At 69.2% G+C, this 16,315-nt stretch carries 16 protein-coding genes; 9 read left to right on the forward strand and 7 right to left on the reverse strand.

All coding sequences use genetic code 11. The annotated features are described in order from the left end of the window. Positions 1–86: LysR family transcriptional regulator (locus ACMGDM_RS14555; RefSeq protein WP_436805154.1), on the reverse strand; the 86-nt coding region annotated here is incomplete at its 3' end. A 68-nt stretch (positions 87–154) separates the two neighbouring features. Between ACMGDM_RS14555 and ACMGDM_RS14560 the strand changes: the two genes are divergently transcribed. From ACMGDM_RS14560 to ACMGDM_RS14600, 9 genes are all read left to right on the forward strand, one after another. After that, a complete protein-coding gene (locus ACMGDM_RS14560; protein WP_436804850.1) occupies positions 155–1,309 on the forward strand; it encodes a lipopolysaccharide biosynthesis protein in 1,155 nt (384 codons plus the stop codon). Further along, entirely contained in the window at positions 1,306–2,202 is an 897-nt protein-coding gene (locus ACMGDM_RS14565; RefSeq protein WP_436804851.1) for a glycosyltransferase family 2 protein, read from the forward strand. The genes ACMGDM_RS14560 and ACMGDM_RS14565 overlap by 4 nt, the downstream gene beginning before the upstream one ends. A 148-nt stretch (positions 2,203–2,350) precedes the next feature. Continuing rightward, entirely contained in the window at positions 2,351–3,169 is an 819-nt protein-coding gene (locus ACMGDM_RS14570; RefSeq protein ID WP_436804852.1) for an aldo/keto reductase, read from the forward strand. Positions 3,170–3,340: 171 nt separating this feature from the next. After that, positions 3,341–4,654 (forward strand): Gfo/Idh/MocA family protein, encoded by a 1,314-nt coding sequence (locus ACMGDM_RS14575; protein WP_436804853.1) that lies wholly within the window; start codon positions 3,341–3,343, stop codon positions 4,652–4,654. 92 nt (positions 4,655–4,746) lie between these two features. Continuing rightward, positions 4,747–6,135, forward strand: coding sequence for a hypothetical protein (locus ACMGDM_RS14580; protein ID WP_436804854.1), 1,389 nt, complete (start codon positions 4,747–4,749; stop codon positions 6,133–6,135). A gap of 17 nt (positions 6,136–6,152) precedes the next feature. Then, positions 6,153–6,911, forward strand: a complete 759-nt coding sequence (locus ACMGDM_RS14585) for a metallophosphoesterase family protein (protein WP_436804855.1) — start codon at positions 6,153–6,155, stop codon at positions 6,909–6,911. Between the two features lie 476 nt (positions 6,912–7,387). Next, on the forward strand, positions 7,388–9,625 hold the full coding sequence (locus ACMGDM_RS14590) for a glycosyl hydrolase (RefSeq protein ID WP_436804856.1): 2,238 nt from the start codon (positions 7,388–7,390) through the stop codon (positions 9,623–9,625). Positions 9,626–9,747: 122 nt separating this feature from the next. After that, entirely contained in the window at positions 9,748–10,755 is a 1,008-nt protein-coding gene (locus ACMGDM_RS14595; RefSeq protein WP_436804857.1) for an NAD-dependent epimerase/dehydratase family protein, read from the forward strand. Positions 10,756–10,831: 76 nt separating this feature from the next. Continuing rightward, positions 10,832–11,452, forward strand: a complete 621-nt coding sequence (locus ACMGDM_RS14600) for a hypothetical protein (protein WP_436804858.1) — start codon at positions 10,832–10,834, stop codon at positions 11,450–11,452. 43 nt (positions 11,453–11,495) lie between these two features. Here ACMGDM_RS14600 and ACMGDM_RS14605 read toward each other — a convergent pair whose 3' ends face one another. From ACMGDM_RS14605 to ACMGDM_RS14630, 6 genes are all read right to left on the reverse strand, one after another. Then, positions 11,496–12,803 carry a sensor histidine kinase gene (locus ACMGDM_RS14605; RefSeq protein ID WP_436805155.1) on the reverse strand — a complete coding sequence of 436 codons (1,308 nt, stop codon included), beginning with the start codon at positions 12,801–12,803 and terminating at the stop codon, positions 11,496–11,498. Positions 12,804–12,879: 76 nt separating this feature from the next. Then, a complete protein-coding gene (locus ACMGDM_RS14610; protein WP_436804859.1) occupies positions 12,880–13,545 on the reverse strand; it encodes a response regulator transcription factor in 666 nt (221 codons plus the stop codon). Between the two features lie 15 nt (positions 13,546–13,560). Continuing rightward, positions 13,561–13,848 carry a hypothetical protein gene (locus ACMGDM_RS14615; protein WP_436805156.1) on the reverse strand — a complete coding sequence of 96 codons (288 nt, stop codon included), beginning with the start codon at positions 13,846–13,848 and terminating at the stop codon, positions 13,561–13,563. Positions 13,849–13,962: 114 nt separating this feature from the next. Next, positions 13,963–14,337, reverse strand: coding sequence for a response regulator (locus ACMGDM_RS14620; protein ID WP_436804860.1), 375 nt, complete (start codon positions 14,335–14,337; stop codon positions 13,963–13,965). Then, positions 14,334–15,893, reverse strand: a complete 1,560-nt coding sequence (locus tag ACMGDM_RS14625) for a sensor histidine kinase (protein ID WP_436804861.1) — start codon at positions 15,891–15,893, stop codon at positions 14,334–14,336. Before ACMGDM_RS14625 ends, ACMGDM_RS14620 begins: the two co-directional genes overlap by 4 nt. A 42-nt stretch (positions 15,894–15,935) precedes the next feature. Then, positions 15,936–16,229, reverse strand: coding sequence for a hypothetical protein (locus tag ACMGDM_RS14630; RefSeq protein ID WP_436804862.1), 294 nt, complete (start codon positions 16,227–16,229; stop codon positions 15,936–15,938). Positions 16,230–16,315 lie beyond the last annotated feature (86 nt).

Here is a 16,315-nt window from a genome sequence, read left to right on the forward strand (position 1 = left end):
CGGATCTGATAGCTCACCGCTGCTTGGGTCATCCCCAGCTCGCCCGCGGCCGCGGTGAAATTCTCGTGGCGCGCGGCTCTATGCACTGGTCGACCAGGGCACGTCGGGGCTCGGCAACATCATCGCCTTCGCGCTGCTCGGCCGCGCGCTGGCAGTGCCCGAGTTCGGCGCGGTCGGCATGATGATCGGGCTGCATTACGTCATCGCCGGGTTCCACCGCTCCGCCGCGGTGCTGCCGTTCACCACCGACCATCGCGCCGACCACGACCCGCGTGCGGCGCATGCCGAGAACAGCGACTGGTGGTGGATCGCGCTCGCGCTCGCGCTGGCGCTCTCCGCGGCAACCGGGCTGGTCGGCGGCGCGGTCGCGCTCGCGGCGCGGCGCTGGCCGGAGTGTAGTTGGGCGGTCGAGCCCTTGCTGCTCACCGCTTTGATCTCGCCCGCGATGCTGGCGTGGGAGTTTGCGCGGCGCTGGCTCTACAAGATCGACCGCGCCGACATGGTGGCGCTGTGCGCGACCGCCTATTTCCTCGTGCTCGCGCTCGCCGCCGCGCTGGTCGGCCACGCCGGGCTGGGCGCCTCCGGTGGCGCGCTCGCCTGGGTGCTCGCCAGCCTCGCCGCGCTCGCGCTGGCACTGCCGGGGCTCGCCCCCGCGCGCGCCGACCGCACCGGGGTGCGCTTGTTAGTACGCCGCCACCGCACCGAGTCGAGCTGGCTCGCCGCGACCAACCTGCCCTATTCGGTCTATAGTACCGCCTCGATCGTGGTGGTGATCGGCGTGCTGGTTGGCCCGGTCGCCGCCGCACTGTTCACCGCGGCGCGGACGCTGACCAACCCGGCGATGAGCATCGTCTCCGCGATCGACTCGATCGACAAGCCGCGCGCCGCGCGCGCCTTCGCCGCCGAGGGGCTGACCGGGCTGGCGCGGGTGGTGCGGCGCTCGCGACTGACCATCGCGGTGGCGACCGGTGGCTATCTCGCGCTGGTCGCGCTGTTCGCCGCGCCGCTCGTCGCGCTGGTGTTCCACGGGCAATATGACGGCTCCGCCGGCAACGTCCGGTTGCTCGCGCTCGGCTTCTTCCTGTTCGGGCTCAACCTGCCGTCGGAGACGCTGCTGATCGTGCGCCGCGCCGGACGGACGATGCTGGTGATCCGCTGCGTCACCGCGGCGCTGACCATCCTCGGCCTGTGGCTTGGCGGCCGCCACGGCGTCGCCGGCATGGCGATCGCCTTCGCCGTGACCCAGGCGATCAACCTGCTGCTGCTGCGCGCCGCCGAAGCGCGCCACGCGCGAGAGACCTACGCATGACCGACATTCGCTATTCGATCGCGATCCTCACCTATGCGCGCGAGCCGATCCTGGCCGAGGTGATCGAGCGGCTCGCCCAGCATCTCGCCGGGCGCGCCGATTACGAGCTCATCGTGATCGACAACAATGTCGAGCGGATCGACCGGACCGTGCAGCTCGCCCCCTTCGCGCACGCGGTGCATCTGTGGGACGGCGTCAACAAGGGCGTGGTCGCGCGTAACCTCGCATTCGAGCGCGCGCGCGGCGAGGTCGTCGTGCTGCTCGACGACGACGTGTTCGTCGAAACGCCCGACTTCCTCGACCGCTTCGGCGCGCTGTTCGACGCCACGCAGCGGCTGGGCGCGGTGACGATCCGCAAGCACGTCCGCGGCGAGACTCGCCCGCGCCCCGACCTGATCCCGCACACCGACAAGTCGATCGATTTGACCAAGCCGTTCGACACCTTCCGCTTCGTCGGCGGCTGCGTGGCGTTCCGCGCCACGACGATCCGCGAGACCGGCGGCTTCCTGCCCGATTTCTTCTACGGGCTGGAGGAGATCGAGCTCTCCTATCGCATCATCGATCGCGGCTGGACGATCCGCTATCAGCCCGACATCGTGTGCGAGGAGCTCGAGCATCCCGCCGGGCGCAAGCCCAAGCGGCTGGTGCAGTCGGACCGGCTGACGAACAAGTTCATCATCAGCTATCTGCGCATGCCCTCGCCGTACGTGTGGGTGAATCTGATCGCCTTCCCGCCTTATGCCTATGCCTTCGCGCGCGGCGAGATGGACGTGGTGCGCGCGATGCGCCAATTCGTGACGTGGCTGCGCCGCCGCGACCGCCCCGCGCGCCAGCCGATCGGCAAGCCCGCGCGGCGCTACATCCGCGACTGCGGGGGGCATCTGTGGCGATGAGGCGGACGCGAGCAGCCCCTCCCCTGCAGGGGAGCAATTGGGGTGGGGCGCCGCCGCGAGCACCGCGCCCATGGAGAGCCCCCACCCCCAGCCCCTCCGCTGAAGGGGCGGGGAGTGTTGACGTCATCCCCCACCCGGAGACCCGCCGATGACCGCGCCCGCCTTCCCGCCGCTCGGCCTCGGCTGTGCCAAGATGGGGTCGTTCAACAATCCCAGCACGCTCGCCGACAGCGTCGCGCTGGTCCAGCTCGCGCTCGACTTTGGCGTGACCCTGCTCGACACCGCCAACATCTACGGCCAGGGCGACAGCGAGCGCGCGATCGGTCGCGCGCTGCGCGGCCAGCGCGACCGCGCGCAGGTGGTCACCAAGGCGGGCAACGCTTTCTCCGCGAAGATGCGAGTGATGCGCCCGTTCAAGCCGCTGCTGCGCGCGGTGCTGGCGCGTCGCCAGATGGGTGCGGCGGTGACCGCGCAGCGCGCCGGCGCGATGCGCACCGACTGGAGCGAGGCCGGACTGCTGCGCGAGCTCGACGGCTCGCTGCGGCGGCTGCGCAGCGATCACGTCGACGCCTTCCTGCTCCATAGCCCCGACGCCGCGACGATCGCGCGCGGCGAAGCGGTTTCGGCGCTGGCCAAAGCGAAGGCCTCAGGGCGCGCACGGCTGGTCGGCATCGCCTGCGACGATCTCGCGGGGCTCGACGCCGCGCTGGCGAGCGAAGTGACCGAGGTGCTCGAACTGCCGTGGGACGTGATCGCGGCGATCGCCGACGATCCGCGCGGCGCGGCGATCCGCACGCGCGGGCTGCCGGTGATCGCGCGCGAGGTGCTGCGCTTCCAGCCCGGCGTCGACGCCGCGACGGCGGTGCGGCGCGCGCACGCGTCGCCGCTGGTCACCACCACGCTGATCGGCTCGCGCCAGCCCGAGCGCGTCCGCGCGCTCGCCGCGGCTGTCGGCGGGGAGCGGTAACATCAGGGCGACCCCACCCCGTCATGCCGGGCTTGACCCGGCATCCATCGTGCGCGGAGCACCTCGGCCGCGGTGTACGCGGCACCATGGATCCCGGCTCAAGGCCGGGACGACGTCAGGGGTAGAATGGTTCGAGCGTCCCGCGGCGGGCGCGACGGGAAGGACACAGGCATGAAGATCGCGTTCGTCGGCTGCGGCTATGTCTTCGACATCTACATGCGCACGCGCTGGGCCTATCCCGAGATCGAGATCTGCGGTGTCTACGACCGCGATGCCGCGCGCGCCGCGGTAGTGCACCAGCATTACGGCTTCCCGCTCTATCCCTCGCTCGACGCGCTGCTGGCGGACGCGCGGGTGGAGGTGGTGATCAATCTCACCAGCATCGCCTCGCACGAGGAGGTGACGCGCCGCGCGCTCGAGGCGGGCAAGCACGTCTATACCGAGAAGCCGGTGACCACCGAACTGGCGCGCACCCGCGCGCTGTTCGACCTCGCCGAGGCCAAGGGCCGCGTGCTCGCCGCGGCGCCGTGCAACCTCTATTCGGACGCGGTGATGACGCTGTGGAAGGCGATCGCCGACGGCGCGATCGGCCGCCCCGTGCTGGTCTACGCCGAGCTCGACGACAATCCCGCGCATCTGATGCGGCTCGATACCGTGACCAGCCCGACCGGCGCGCCCTTCCCCTATGCCGAGGAGCTGCAGGAGGGCTGCACCGTCGAGCATATCGGCTATCACCTGGCCTGGCTGTGCGCATTGTTCGGCCCGGTGCGCGCGGTGACGGCCTTCTCTACCTGCCTGGTGCCCGACAAGAACACGCCCGAGCCGCTCCATCCCGCCACCACGCCCGACCTGTCGGTGGCGTGCCTCGCCTTCGACCATGGCGTCGCCGCGCGCGTGACGTGCAGCTGGGTGGCGCCGCGCGACCATCAGATGCGCGTCATCGGCGAGGCGGGCGAGATCAGCGTCGACAACGTCTTTCACGACCAGTCGCCGGTGTTCCTCGAGCGCTTCTCGCGCGTCAGCCTGAGCGCGCGCAAGGCGTACAGCGCGCGCAGCCAGCCCGCGATCGGGCGGCGCTTCGGCATCAAGGGCCGCCGCCTGTCGCTGGTGCGGCGCTGGAAGTCGCACGCGGTCGAGGCCGAGCGCGGTGTCGGCAACTCGCCCAAGCACAAGCTGGTCAGCTGGCTGCGCCGCCGCGAGGTGTATGCGCAGGACAAGATCCTCGGCATCGCCGAGATGGGCAAGGCGCTGGCGGGAGGGCTGCCGCAGCTGATGGGACCGGACTTCCTGATGCATCTCAACGAGCTGACCATGCTGGTGCAGGACGCCGGCGCACGCGGCGCGACCGTGGTGCCGACCACCAGCTTCGCCCCGCTCGCGCTCCCTGCCGATCTCGCCGACGCGCCCGACTATCGCGCCGGCTACCGCGCGCGGCTGGCCGAGCGAACCGCCGCCAGTGCGGTGGAGCGGATGCATCGTCGCTGAACCGGGACGGGACACCAACGGCGGCGGTGGGCCGATAGACACGATCAAAGACTTCCGTGTATCGGGAGCTTTAGCCATTCAAGGAGGGCGCGTTGGCGGTTTCTGACGGTTCTGACGACGGTCGGCGCGCCCCGCCCGCGCTGGACCAATTCGGTATGCCGGTTCGCGGCGAGGCAGCACCGCGTCGGCGCGTCCGCCGCAGCAGCAGCGAGATCGGCGCTAGTGTGGCCGCCGAGCGTAGCGGCGCGGCGGACGAGCCGACACGCCAGCAGGAGCGTGCGCAGCAGAAGATCATCTTCGGCATGTTCGCCGCCATGACGATCGGCATCACGGTGCTGCAGAAGATCGGCTTCGGAACGGCGAACTTCATCCTGCCGGTGATCGTGCCGATCACCTATGCCGCGCTCGCGGTGGGCGTACTGTTCGCGCGCCCGGTGTTCCGCCCCGAGCGCGCGCTGCTGTACCTGCTGGTGCTGATCACCTCGGCGCTGAGCGCGGTGCTGTTCGCCAAATCCACCGCGTACAGCAGCTCGGCGCTTTATATCGTGCTGTACCTCCCCTTCCTCGTCGCGTTCGACACGACCGAGGAGACATACCGCCGCTGCCTCACCTTCTTCAGCAACGTCATGCTGGTGTTCGCCGCGATCGTGTGGATCCAGCATGCGATCCAGTTCACCATCGGGTGGGAATATTGGCCGGACTTGGACAAGCTCGTGCCCGAGCAGTTCCTCGTCCCCGAGTTCCTCTACATACAGCCGCTGCAAGCCGGCATGAACTTCATGAAGCCGTCGGGGATAACCTTCCTCGAGGTGTCCTTCATCTCGCAGTTCATCACGCTGGCGCTGGTGATCGAGCTGATGCACCTCCAGCGGCTGCCGCGCGCGATCTTCTTTGGCGCGACGCTGTTCGCCACCTTCGCCGGTACCGGGCTGGTGCTGCTGCTGGTGGCGTTGCCGATCGTGTTCAGCCGGATGAACGTCCGCACCTTCGTGATCGTGCTGGCGACCGCCTTTATCGCGCTGTTCGTGGCGCTCCAGCTGCACTGGTTCGATATCGTCGCGGACCGCCTCGGCGAGTTCCAGAAGCAGGGCACCAGCGGCAGCTCGCGCTTCATCGAGCCGCTCGACCGCGTGCGTCGCGCGCTGCTCGATCCCGCCTCGATCTACTCGGGCATCGGCCCGGGGCAGATCGAGCGCGGCGGCAACATCTTCTGGTGGCCTTTCGTCAAGGCGGCAGTGGAATATGGCCTGATCCAGGGGCTGCTGCTCTACGTCTTCCTGATCTTCTCGCTGTTCGATCGCGCGCCGAGCCGGCAATTGTCGTTCATCCTGATCCTCTGGTATTCGTTCGAGGGCACGCTGCTGACGCCGCTCAACCCGCTCGCGCTGGTGATGCTGTCGACGATGTTCGTCGTCCGCGACGCGCCGGCGCGCGAGCGCCGTTCGCGCAGCGGCGCGGCGCCCGTGGCGGTGCCGGCGTAATCCGCGAGGAGCACCGCATGCCGCTGCTGACCGAGCGACTGACCTATGCCGTGGGTGACATCCACGGCCGCGCCGACCTGCTCGCGCGGTTGCTGGACAAGCTGCGCGCCGATCGCGCCGCACGCGCGACGGCGACGCCCGCACTGATCGTGTTTCTCGGCGATTATGTCGATCGCGGGCCGCAATCGCGCGAGGTGATCGACCGGCTGATCGCCTTCCGCGACGAGCCCGGATTCGAATGTCGTTTCCTGCTGGGCAACCACGAGGACGCGATGCTCGACTATCTCGACGGGCGGATCAGCGGATTGGGATGGAGCAAGCACGGCGGCGACACGACGCTGCGCTCCTACGGCGTGACGCCGCCCGCCGAGGCGTCGCGCACCGCCTGGGCGGCACGGCGCGACGCCTTTCGCGCTGCCGTGCCCGCGGCGCATCGCGCGTTCCTGGAGGGGCTCGAACTCGCGGTGGTGCAGGACCGGCTGCTGTTCGTCCATGCCGGGATCCGGCCCGGGGTCGCGCTGGAGCAACAGGAGAAGCGCGACCTGCTGTGGATTCGCAGCGAGTTCCTCCAAAGCCAGCGCGACGATCGCTGGCTGGTCGTGCACGGTCACACGCCAAAGGAGGAGGCCTATGCCGGGCCCGGCCGGCTATGCCTCGACAGCGGCAGCTATCTTAGCGGCCGGCTGACCGCGGCGGTGTTCGACGGCGCGGACGTGGCGCTGATCGAGACGCATGGTACAGCGGCACGCCCGTTCCCGGTGCAACTCGCCGGATGAGGTGACTGCGGGCTCAGATGGCGCCTGCGCTTCCTGACGCCCCCTTCCTGCCCGTTAGCTCCCTGCAAGGGAGGGGTCGGGCGTGAGTCGCGTCATCGAGTCGTCCCCCACCGTCCCTCCGCGATGCGCAAGCTCGCCCGTTATCCCGGACGTGGTCCGGAACACCGTGCCGCGTACCCCTGCAACGTCGCCTCTGCGAAGAAGTGGATCCCGGACGACGTCCGGGATGACGGAAGGTGAGGAGCGTGCCAGACATGTCGCAGCGGAATCCTCGCAAGTGGGGGAGTAGACCCGCGACGGATGTTCCGCTAGCGTTACAAGGGCGGCGCCAATAGTTAACGTTTGTTCATCAATAACCACCACTTAACTTCGTTCGGTGACGAAGCTTTCTGCCCCTGTCGCATAATAGACGTCCAATCAGGCCTCGCCGCAATTGGACCGCAACAATGCAGAACTCCGTCTACATTGACAACAGCATGAGCTCCGTCACTCAGAACGCGAGCTGGCTCAGCAGCAAGCTCGACGCGATCCAGCTCGTCGGCGGGTTCGGCAGCTGGTGGGACTGGAGCAACTCGCCGAAGTGGATCGCGCAGCAGGTTGCGGGCGCGGACGTCGACATCAAATGGTCGATCGGTCTAATCCCTTGGGGCGCATCGCTCGAGCAGGCCGCCGCGGGTCAGTATAACGCCAACTATCTCGCGCTTGCCAAGGACATGGTGGCGAATGCCGGCGGCGGCGACAAGATCTACGTTCGCCTCGGCTGGGAGATGAACGGCAACGGCTGGTTCCCCTGGTCTGCCAACGGCCATGAGAAGGCCTATGTCGGTGCGTTCCAGCAATTCGTCGATACCGCGCGGTCGGTGTCGGACAAGTTCGTGTTCGAATGGACACCCAACATCGGCAGCCAGGGCATGGACGTCGCCTCGGTCTATCCGGGCGACCAGTATGTCGACGTGATCGGGCTGGACTTCTATTACAACACGCAGTGGGATCCCAAGGACCCGGTCGCCGCGTTCAACTATTTCGTCAACCAGCCCTATGGGCTGCAATGGCAGCAGGACTTCGCCGACGCGCACGGCAAGCCCACCGCGATCGGCGAATGGGGCGTCAACTCGGACACGGCGGGCGCGTTCATCGAGATGGCGGCACAATGGTTCAAGGACCACAACGTCACCTACCAGAATTACTGGAACTCAAACGCCGACTTCAAGGGCCGCCTGTCCGACGGGCAATATCCGAACGCGGGCAAGGTGTTCCAGGCGATCTTCGGGCAGGGCATCGATCCCTACGCCAATGACACCGCGGTGGTGAACCGCAGCGGCGGCAACGGCGTCGACATGCTGATCGGCCATGCCGGCAACGACACGCTCTCGGGCGGCGCGGGCAACGACTTTCTCCACGGCCGCGCCGGCAACGACGTGCTCAGCGGCGGTGCGGGCAATGACCTGCTCGACGGTGGCACCGGCGCGGACGTGATGACCGGCGGCACCGGCGACGACATCTATCGCGTCGACCACGTCGGCGACAAGGTGATCGAGAACGCCGGCGAAGGCTATGACACGGTCGAGGCGTCGATCGACTTCGACATGGCGGGGCGCAATGTCGAGGTGCTGCGCCTCACCGGCGCCGCCGCGCTTAACGCCTGGGGCAGCGACGCCGCGGACGTGATCGATGGCAACGACGGCAACAACGTGATCGACGGGCGCGGCGGCGCGGACACGATGCGTGGGGGGCGCGGTGACGACGTGTATTACGTCGACAATGTCGCGGACAAGGTGATCGAGCTGCAAGGCGCGGGCCAGGGCAACGACACGGTTTACGCCTCGACCAGCTACGACCTTTTCGCCACCTTCGTGGAAACGCTCCGGCTGACCGGCACCGCCGACATCAACGCCAACGGCAACGCTCAGGTCAACGCGCTCTACGGCAATGCCGGCAACAACGTGCTCGACGGCAAGGCCGGCGCCGATCTGATGGTGGGCGGTCGCGGCGACGACACCTATCATGTCGATCACGTCGGCGATCGCGTCGTCGAGGCGGTCGGCGAAGGCAATGACACGATCTACGCCTCGATCAGCTACGACCTCGCCGGCAGCAACGTCGAGACGCTGCGCCTTACCGGCAAGGCCGACCTCTCTGCCTTCGGCAGCGCCGGCGCGGACACGCTGTTCGGCAATGCGGGCAGCAACGTGCTCGACGGTCGCGGCGGTGCCGATGCGATGACCGGCGGCGCCGGTGACGACGTCTATTACGTCGACCATGTCGGCGACAAGGTGATCGAGCTGCAGGGTGTCGGCCAGGGCAATGATACCGTCTACGCGTCCGTGAGCTACAATCTCGCCGCCACCTTCGTGGAGACGCTCGCGCTGACCGGCACCGCGAACATCAACGCCACCGGCAACAGCCAGGCCAACACGCTGATCGGCAATGCCGGCAACAACGTGATCAACGGCATGGGCGGCGCCGATCGGCTCACCGGCGGCGGCGGCAGCGACACGTTCGTGTTCACCAAGGCGGGACATGCCACGATCACCGACTTCGGCGCGGGGGACGCGCTCGACCTGGCCGCGCTGCTCAAGGGCGGCAAGGTCGCCGCGGTGGCGCAGGATCAGGGCGGCGTGCTGGTGACGATCGACCCGACCAGCTCGGTGCTGCTCGAAGGGCTCGACCTGGCCCATCTGCTCAGTACGGACACCGGCTTCCACTTCGGGTGAGCCGTCACCCCGGGGCCGCGATCCCGCCGCGGCCCGGCGTCGGCCTGTCGCTGGCGCCGCACTGAGCACTTGCAGCATGAACCGTTATCGGTGAAGGCGCAGGCCTCTAGCGGGGAGAGATCATGCAGGTTCTGGTCACCGGCGTCGCCGGCTTCATCGGCAGCCATGTCGCGCGGCGGCTGCTCGCGCGCGGCGACACCGTGGTCGGGATCGACAATCTCAACGATTATAACCCGGTCCAGCTCAAGCGCGACCGGCTCGAGGCGATCACGGTGGACGGCGGCGCCGAACGCTTCACCTTCCACCACCTCGACTTCAGCGACCATGAGGCGATCGACGCCGCGCTCGGCAGCACCGACATCGAGCGCATCGTCCATCTCGGCGCGCAGGCGGGCGTGCGCTACTCGCTCAGCAACCCGCGCGCCTATGTCGCCTCAAACCTGGCGGGGCACGTCAACATGCTCGAGCTGGCGCGCGCGCGCCGGGTCGACCAGATGGTCTATGCCTCTTCCTCATCGGTCTACGGCACCAGCCCGGACCTGCCGTTCCGCGTTGAGCAGCGGGTCGATTTCCCGATCTCGCTCTACGCCGCCACCAAGAAGGCGGACGAGCTGATGAGCGAGACCTACGCGCATCTGTATCGCATCCCGCAGACGGGGCTGCGCTTCTTCACCGTCTACGGGCCGTGGGGCCGGCCCGACATGGCGGTATGGGGCTTCACCGACAAGATCCTCTCGGGCCAGCCGATCGAGGTCTACAACGGCGGCAACATGCGGCGCGACTTCACCTATATCGACGACATCGTCACCGGCATCGTCGCCGCGCTCGACAACGCGCCTGCCGACGACGGCCAGGTGAAGGCGGGTGGCAGCGTCTCCCCGCACCGCATCTACAATATCGGCAACAACAAGGCCGAGGAGTTGGAGACCTTGATCACGCTGATCGAGGAGGCGTGCGGCCAGAAGGCGATCCGCGTCGAGAAGGGCATGCAGCCCGGCGACGTGCCCGCGACCTATGCCGATCTCACCGCGATCCGCGAGGACCTCGGCTTCAACCCGACGACGCCGATCGCGGTCGGCATTCCGCTGTGGGTGGAATGGTACAAGGGGTATCGCGCGCGCCGCGGCTGAAGCGCGCCGAACCGTCGCGCGCTGCCCGATCCGCGCGCGGCTTGCCAGCACGGTGACGGCGCGCGATGGTGCGCGCATGACAGGCGGACAGGACTGCGGCGACGCGCCCGCGACCGGGCTGATGCGGCGCACCACGATCAAGCTCGGCCCGCTGCGCATCACGCGCGAGCGCGTGATCGTCGCGCTGCCGACCGGGCTGCCCGCGCTGGCGCGGCCACGGCGGCGCGTCTGGCCAGCGCTGCTCGCGGCGGCGGCGGCGACCAGCCTCGGCGGACTGGCGGTGGGGGCGACCCGCTTGCCGCCGCGCGCGAGCTATTCGGTGAGCGTGCCGGTGCCCGAGCGTGTCGTCGCGCCAACGCCCGCAACACGCCCCGCCCCGCCCCGCTCGTCCCATAGCGCGCCCGCGCCGCGGTCGCCTGCCGACCTCACCGCCGACACCGGCGACACCGACGATCCCGCAACCGTGCTATCCGGCCGCGTGACGCGCGCCGCCGCGGTGGCCGCGGCGCTGCGGACGGGCGAGATGAGCGAATGGCAGCAGCCCGACGGCACGCGCGGCTTCGTGGTCGCGGGCGCGGCCGAAGCCGAGGACAGGCGCCGCTGCCGCGCGCTGTCGGTGCTCACGCGTAGCGCAGGCGGCGACACGGTCGACCAGCTGCGCGCGTGCCTGCCCACGGGGAACGAAACGGCCGGGTGAGCGCCGTCAGCATGACGACCCGCTCGCTTTGCGCCGCGCGCCCTCAGCTCGCCATGGGCAGGCGCAGCCGCACCAGCAGCCCGCCGAGATCCTCGCTCTCCTCCAGCGTCACCGTGCCGTCGTAGATCTCGGCGACGTCGCGCACGATCGCCAGGCCGAGGCCGGTGCCGGGCTTGCCGGTGTCGAGCCGCACGCCGCGATCGAAGATGCGGACGCGATCGGCCTCGGGGATGCCGCAGCCGTCGTCCTCCACCAGCACCTCGACGAAGCCGGCCTGCGCGCCCACCGTCACGAACACGCTGCCGCCGCCATATTTGGCCGCGTTCTCGACGAGGTTGCCCATGATCTCGTCGAGGTCCTGGCGCTCGATATGCGCGACCAGGTCCTTCGGCCCGGTCATGTCGATGCGGACGTGCGGGTAGAGCCGCTGCACCGCGCGCTCGACTGATTCGACGCTCGGCCATACCGCCGCGCGGCTGTGCGCCGAGCCGCGCCGCCCCACCGCGCGCGCGCGGGCGAGATGGTGGTCGACCTGGCGCCGCATCGTCCGCGCCTCGCGGATGACGGTGTCGGCGAGGTCGTCCGACTGGGCGGTGGCGGCGTTCATGATCACGGTCAGCGGCGTCTTGAGCGCGTGCGCGAGGTTGCCGGCGTGGCGCCGCGCCTCCTCCGCCTGGGTCTCGTTGTGCGCCACCAGCGCGTTGAGCTCCTCCACCATCGGCAGCAGCTCGAGCGGCATCTTGCCGCTGATCCGGCTGGAGCGGCCGGCGCGCATCTTGGCGATCTCGAGCCGCAGCCGGCGGAGCGGCAGCAGCCCGTAGAAGGTCTGCAACGCCGCCAGGATCACCAGACCGACGCCGAGCAGCACGAAGCTCCGCACCAGCGTGCGGCGCAGCACCGCGATCTGCGCGTCGAGCGCCTCGCGGCTCGATGCCACCTGGAAACGCCAGCGCACCTTGGAGCCGGGCAGCGTGACGTCGCGCTCGACGATGCGCAGCTTCTCGTCGGCAAACTGCGTGCTGTCATAGCTGTGGACCGCGCGGTCGTTGTGCGGCTGGCCGTAGGCGAGCTGCCGGTCCCACAGCGAGCGTGACGGGAACGCCTCGTGCCCTGGCGCCGACACCTGCCAGTAGAGCCCGGAATAGGGTTCAAGGAAACGCTGGTCGGCGGGCTCGCGATTGAACGTCACCTCGCCGGTCGAGTCCATCTCGGCCGATACCAGCAGCGAGCGCAGCACATATTCGAGCTGGTCGTCGGCGTTGCCCGTCACCGCGCCGACCAGCACCCGGTCCAGCGCGAATCCGCCGCCGACCAGCAGCGCCGAAATCCACGCCGCCGCGATCAGGATCATACGTCGCGTGATCGAGCCGCGCGCGCGCGGCGGTTCGACCGGCGCGTCGGCGACGGGATCGGCCGCGGTCACGCGATCACGCGTCCGGATCGTCCAGGCTGTAGCCGAGGCCACGGATGGTGGTGATCACGTCCTGCCCCAGCTTCTTGCGGATGCGCGTGACGAACACCTCGATTGTATTCGAATCGCGGTCGAAATCCTGGTCGTAGATATGTTCGATCAGCTCGGTGCGGCTCACCACCTTGCCCTTGTGATGGAGCAGATAGCTGAGCAGCTTATATTCCTGCGCGGTGAGCTTCACCGGCTCGCCGTTGCGCGTCACCTTGCCCGAGCGCGTATCGAGCCGCACGTCGCCCGCGGTCAGCTCGGACGAGGCGTTGCCCGAGGCGCGACGGATCAGCGCGCGCAGCCGGGCGATCAGCTCCTCGGTCTGGAACGGCTTGGCGACATAATCGTCCGCCCCGGCGTCGAGCCCCGCTACCTTGTCGGACCAGCTGTCGCGCGCGGTCAGCACCAGCACGGGGGTGGTGCGCCCCTCGCGCCGCCAGCGATCGAGCACGGTGAGGCCGTCGATCTCGGGCAGTCCGAGATCCAGCACGATCGCGTCGTAATTCTCGGTGGAGCCGAGGAAATGCCCCTCCTCGCCGTCGGTGGCGAGGTCGATCGCATAGCCCGCCCCCTCCAGCGTCGACTTGAGCTGCTGGCCGAGGTTCGGCTCGTCCTCGACGATGAGCACACGCATTACCGTTCTTCCCCCTCAATTGCCGGTACGGCCGATGACTTGCCCGGAACGGCCATCGACGTCGACCCAGATCACATTGCCGTTACGCAGGAACTTGAGCGTGTACACGCCGCTCGGCATCTCGAGATCGACGCCGATATATTGCGCGCCCTTCATCGTCGGCAGCACGCGGCGCTCTATCTCGGGCAGCGGCAGGATCCGGCCCGCGCGGCGCGCCTGGAGCGCCACCGTCCCCTCGCGCACCTGGTCGGGCGCGGCCGCGACAGGCGCGGCGACCAGCAGCGGGAGCAGGAAGAGCAGCATTCTCACTCGTGCTGGCATAGGCAATACGGCTTGAACAGCCTGTGAATGAGGGCGACGTGGCCGGGCAACCCGCTGCAATGGCGCGAGGTTCCGCAGGCGACCGGAGAGCGGCCGTCAATCGCGCAGCAGCGCGTCGAGCCGCAGGGACAGCTGCGCCAGCGTCACCGGCTTTTGCAATCGCGGCACATCGCGGTAGATCGGTGGCAGCGTCGCGGTGTCATAGCCGCTGAGGAACACCACCGGCACGCCGCGCGCCAGCAGCGCGTCCGCCAGCGGATAGCTCAGCTCGCCGCGCAGGTTGATGTCGAGCAGCGCGGCGTCGAGCGCCGCGTCGGCGGCGTGCGCCAGTGCGGGCGCGAGCGCGGCCGCCAGGATCACCTCCGCGCCGGCGTCGCGCAGCGCGCGCTCGAGCCGCGAGGCGACGAAGAACTCGTCCTCGGCGATCAGGAAGCGTCGCCCCGCGAAGACGCCGCCTGCCGGGTCGCTCACGCCGGCGTGCCGCCGAGCGGCAGCTGCAACCGACAGGTCACCGCGCCGGCGACGATGCGATACTCGCTCGACGCGCCCAGCTGGAACGGCAGCGCGCGCTCGATCAGCTCGCGCCCGAACCCGCGTCGCGCATCGCACGCCGGCGCGGGCAGATCGCCGGTCTCGTGCCAGGCGAGATCGAGCACGCGCGCGCCGCCGTCGCCGGTCACGCGCCAGGTGATCGCGATGCGCCCCGCACCGCGCGCGATCACGCCGTGCTTGCGCGAGTTGGTGGCGAGCTCGTGGATCAGCAGCGCAAGCGTCTGCACCATCGTGCTCGGCAGCAGCACGTCCGGGCCGTCCAGCGTGATCAGCGCGTCCTCGTCCGCGGTGCCGAGCGCGGCGCGTTCGGTCTCCAGCAGATGGCGCAGCGTCAACGTCTCGCCCTCCGCGCGCGAGAGCAGCTGCTGCGCGCGTGCCAGCGCCTCGAGCCGATCGTGGAAGCTTGCCTCGAACGCCTCGGGCGACTCCGTCGCCTCCAGCGTCTGCAGCGCGATTCCCTCGACCACCGCGAGCAGGTTGCGGGTGCGATGCTGGAGCTCGGCGACCAGCACCGCCTGACGCGCCTCCAGCGCGCGCAGGTCCTCGACGTCGGTGAAGGTGCCGACCCAGCTGCGCTCGCCATGGTCGGGCACGATCGGCAATGCGCGGCCCTGATACCAGCGATAAGCGCCGTCATGCTGGTGCCAGATGCGGCAATCCACCTCGAAGATGCCGCGCGCATCGGCCAGCTGCCACGCTTCCTCCACCGCAGCAGCATCGTCGGGGTGGATCGCCTCGAGCCAGCCGCGGCCGAGGCTGGCGGCGGGGTCGCGGCCGGTCACCTCGGTCCATTGCGGCCCCATCCAGCGCCACTGGGCGCCGCGCTCGGCGGACCAGACCAGCTGCGGTATCCCCTCGAGCACCAGCCGGAGCTGCCACTCGCTCCGCTCGCGCGCGGCCTGTTCGTCGCGACGCCGCCGCAGCGCCTCGATCCGCGCCATGCTCGCGGCGACCAGGCTGGCGTAGATGCGCAGGAACGCGAGCTCGCCCGCGAAGTCGCGCGGCGTGCGCGTGCTGATATGCAGCATCCCGAGCATCGGTGTCCCCGCGCCGTCGCGCAGCGGGATCAGCGCCAGCCCGCGCTGGTCGAAGCGGCGCAGCAGCGCGCGCGTCTCGAGCCGCGGCTCGGCCCAGGCGTCGGGCACGATCACCGGCTCGCCGTCGCGCAGCAGCCGGCTTTCGAGCGACGCGTCGTCGCGTCGCCGCACCTGTGCGCCGACGAGCGCAGGATCGCCCCCGGCAACGGCGCGCACCTCGACCGAGCCACCCCCGACGCCCTGGCGGTAGAGGAGCACGAGGTCCGCGCCGACCGCGCGACGGACATAGTCGCATGCTTCCTGGAGCAGACGGTCGATATCTTCGGAGAGGATCGCCAGCTCGGCGAAGGCGGCGAGCATCTCATACTGGTGCAGCGCGGCGGCGGGCGCGCGCAGCGACGCGGCATTCGCGTCCAGCGCAGGACCGTCAGCAGGCATCGCGTCCGTCTCCCCCTCCGCATCGCCATCGGAGATGCAGCGTCAATTCTTGTCAGCTGCCCGGAAACGAACAGGGTTCTGAAATAACTGCGGCAGCCGCAAGTGGATGCGATCGCGTCGCCGCGGCACCCATCCCGTTTCGGGACAGGCGCCCGGTAGCACGGCCAAACGCCGCACCGGCGTTCCAGCAAAAAATTTTCGTTCGACCATCGTTCTCTTGCATTCCCGGAAGGCCGCGGAAGTCCGCGCGTCGCAGCGCGGCGTGAGCCGGCGCACGACACCGCGCCGCCGGGCCAACGCTTTTATCGGCTTGCCCGTGGGCGCGATCTGCCACAATCTGTAGAGGTAAGGACGGCGTTTCGACCCCAATGGTAGTAGAACAAGGCGTTGGCTCCCATATTGCTGGGGTCCGCCGGGACGAT

Origin of the sequence: Sphingomonas larreae, assembly GCF_051400595.1 — a bacterium.
Taxonomy (GTDB): domain Bacteria; phylum Pseudomonadota; class Alphaproteobacteria; order Sphingomonadales; family Sphingomonadaceae; genus Sphingomonas.